The organism is Caldanaerobius fijiensis DSM 17918, from assembly GCF_900129075.1.
In the GTDB taxonomy this organism is placed as follows: domain Bacteria; phylum Bacillota; class Thermoanaerobacteria; order Thermoanaerobacterales; family Caldanaerobiaceae; genus Caldanaerobius; species Caldanaerobius fijiensis.
On the sequence record NZ_FQVH01000070.1, the window covers coordinates 1 to 2847 of the forward strand.

General features: G+C 35.8%; 4 protein-coding genes. 2 read left to right on the plus strand and 2 right to left on the minus strand.

The features are described from left to right. Positions 1-707 precede the first annotated feature (707 nt). Together BUB87_RS13770 and BUB87_RS14820 are read right to left on the minus strand one after the other, a co-directional pair. Positions 708-1382 carry a hypothetical protein gene (locus BUB87_RS13770; protein WP_073346647.1) on the minus strand — a complete coding sequence of 225 codons (675 nt, stop codon included), beginning with the start codon at positions 1380-1382 and terminating at the stop codon, positions 708-710. A 303-nt stretch (positions 1383-1685) separates the two neighbouring features. Continuing rightward, on the minus strand, positions 1686-2009 hold the full coding sequence (locus tag BUB87_RS14820; RefSeq protein WP_327021809.1) for a transposase: 324 nt from the start codon (positions 2007-2009) through the stop codon (positions 1686-1688). On the opposite strand from BUB87_RS14820, the gene BUB87_RS14825 reads away from it, so the two are divergent. After that, complete coding sequence (locus BUB87_RS14825) at positions 1992-2132, plus strand: hypothetical protein (protein WP_234946058.1); 141 nt, start codon at positions 1992-1994, stop codon at positions 2130-2132. The two genes, BUB87_RS14820 and BUB87_RS14825, sit on opposite strands and share 18 nt — an antisense overlap. Before the next feature lie 336 nt (positions 2133-2468). Further along, positions 2469-2693, plus strand: a complete 225-nt coding sequence (locus tag BUB87_RS14830; RefSeq protein WP_234946059.1) for a hypothetical protein — start codon at positions 2469-2471, stop codon at positions 2691-2693. Positions 2694-2847 lie beyond the last annotated feature (154 nt).

Consider the following 2847-nt stretch of genomic DNA (forward strand, 5'->3'; position numbering starts at 1 on the left):
TTATACTAAGAAATGGGTTAAATAAAATGTTAATTGATTCTTATCAAGAAAGAGCATGAAATTAATCTAAATACACAAAATATTTTTCACTCCCGTTTATTATTTCTCCTCTCTTTTTTGAAGATTTCACATCTGTGATTTTGTCAACTTTATCTAATACACAAAATACATCACCTCCCCCCATCCAGTTATTTTATTAACTTTTGAAGATTTTAGTAAGTTTTCTAAAATCATGATAACTCTTTGTGAAAACATTTTCAATGCCCGTTTTTGCTCAAATTTACTCATTATTCTTTATTTGCTTTTTATTTCTAAATATTGCTCGTATTTTATCACTCTTTCTCCATTTTTTCTCTATATTTGTTCAAAATAACTTTATCCTCGTTTTCCTTCATTTACTTTATTCTTAACTTTTTTAAACCCTTTTTATATATCTCAATTTTAGTTAATATTTTAACAATATGTTTTTCTATGTCATTCTTCATTCTTCTTTGGATATCTTCTTTTATATCCTCCATTCACTTATTTCTCATTTCTTTTGCATTCTATACACGATATGTTAAACTTTTAACAATGTCCTTGATATTATAGCTCATCAGTGGGGTTGCTCCATACATCTTTCATCTACATCATCTTTTTCACCTTCCTGCCTTTCTCTTTTCTCTCTCTCTACCTTTTTTATAAACTGTTAATATTTTAACAATCTTCTATATCTCCACCGTCCTTACCTCGCACATCGGATACTCCTTCCTGAACGTCTCTTCCTGCTCTTTCAGGCACACTATTATCACTTCCTGTATTTTCGTGTGCCTGTACTTCGCAAGCTCAAAGTAGTTCTTCAGCTTCGCTCGCTTCTCTATGTCGTTCAGCATCAGCACCACTACCTGCTTCCCTTCCGCCGTGCAGTCTGCTTCGCTCCACTCCGGCTCTCCCACTTCTTCAAACGCCTTTCTCGCCGCTTCCTTCACTACGTCCCTCTCTCCGTGCCTCTTCAATATCTCTATCCCTTCCGGGTACGGCAGCACTAACTGTTCCGTCAATCCCAGCCCTTCCATTCCGTACTTCTCTCTCGCTTCTCCGCTTCCGTAAAACACCGCCGCTCTGTACACTCCCACCTTGTACAGCTTCCTCATCTCGTCCTTTATCTGCTTTATCTTCGCTTCGCTCGGCTTCTCTCCTATGTCGTACACCATGTATTCCGTTCGTTCTTCCAATAATCTTAAAAACCTTCCGCCTCTTTCCAACCTTTGTTCTCTCTCTTTCAGCTCGAAACTCGGAATAAACGTCCACGCACTTCCTTCAAAGTACGCCGCTACCTCGCTTATCCTTATCATCCGCTCCCTCTTCGCTTTGTCGTTCGGCAGCTTCTTACCTTCTCCCACCACTTCTTTCCCCTTCCTTCCCAAGTACACTACCCCGTACCTACTTCCGAGGACAAATACAAATATTAGTTGACATTCCAGAAATATGTATTATAATAAATATTAATATAATTAGGTAATTGCAAAATGAAGTAAATATCGAAGAAAAAAACACCAATATTAGGCATTCAGTAACAAATCAAGCATTTGCAAGAGACAAAATATGGAGGAAATTATATGGTAGAAAGAGGTAAATTAAAAAAAGGCAAAACTTAATAAACCTATCCAATTGCTAAAAAATGTTAGGCATGCTAAATCAATATATTAAGCTAAAAGTTGTTTTAAAGATAAAGGATGGTCCACAGCTCCGAGCTTAGCTGTAATAATTAACCCTATGTGTTGTGTTATACACGCGAGTAAAATGTCTGCTTTAATAGTTTCAGTGTTTCTAAGCTTAAAATTATTTACAGACATAGATTCTTTCAAGTTAGCGATAGTTTTTTCAATGACAGTCCGCTTTTTATAGAGCTTAAACCATTTTTTAGAATTGCGAGGGATAATAGTGTTGGTTCTATAATCGGTATCCAGGAAAGTATGAAAAATTCTACCGCATTTAGAAGATGTACAAGGATGATCACATTCCAGGATATAGACAGTTTTACCATTTACCTTAGTTTTTCTAGCCTTAAGTTGAAAAAACTATCAAGAACCGGTATTAAGGTTTTAGAATCATACAAATCTTTAGATTCAGCGGCGGAAGAAGCATTGTGAGCGTCAAGAGAATCATCATCGTAAAAGCTGATATGTTGGACAACACCTAAGCCATTAGTAATGACAGCAGCTTTAATAGAATAGCAATAATGACCATTGATATAAGAGAATTTAGCATCAGGGTTAGAGGAAGCGGACTTAGGCATTTTACTATAGGCGAAGGAATGAGGATTAAAATCGGGAATAAGATTTAGAAAGCTTTTTAGCATTGCGATATAGAGAATCGAAGAATTTAGGATTATTTTCCTTGACATAAGGTTCGAAGCCGGTAGTATCAACGACTAAGGCATTGGAGAGGGTAGGACTGATAGCACGAGAAATAGGTGAAGAGTAGTAATGGTCGTAAAAAGAAGAAGGGATAAGTTCAGAGAAATTGATGAAAGAATCAAAAAGTTTAATAAACTTAGGTTTATCGTCTTCGAAAAAGGATTTAACATCGTCATAAATGTCGCAAAGAGAAATTTGTTTAAAGTTGGTTTTCATAGGATTCCCTCCGATCTTATGATAAGAATTACTTGTATTAAATTAGACAAAAGCGGGAGAAATCCTTTGAAAATATAACGCGAAACCCCAATATTTTAGAGCTTTTTGGGGTTTCGCAATAATCTATTAATATAATCAAAAGACAAGCGGTGTAATGTCAAGTGGTATTTTTTGGAACCTTGAAAAATAAAGGCCTCAAAAACTCTAAAAAAGACAACACTTAATAAACCCA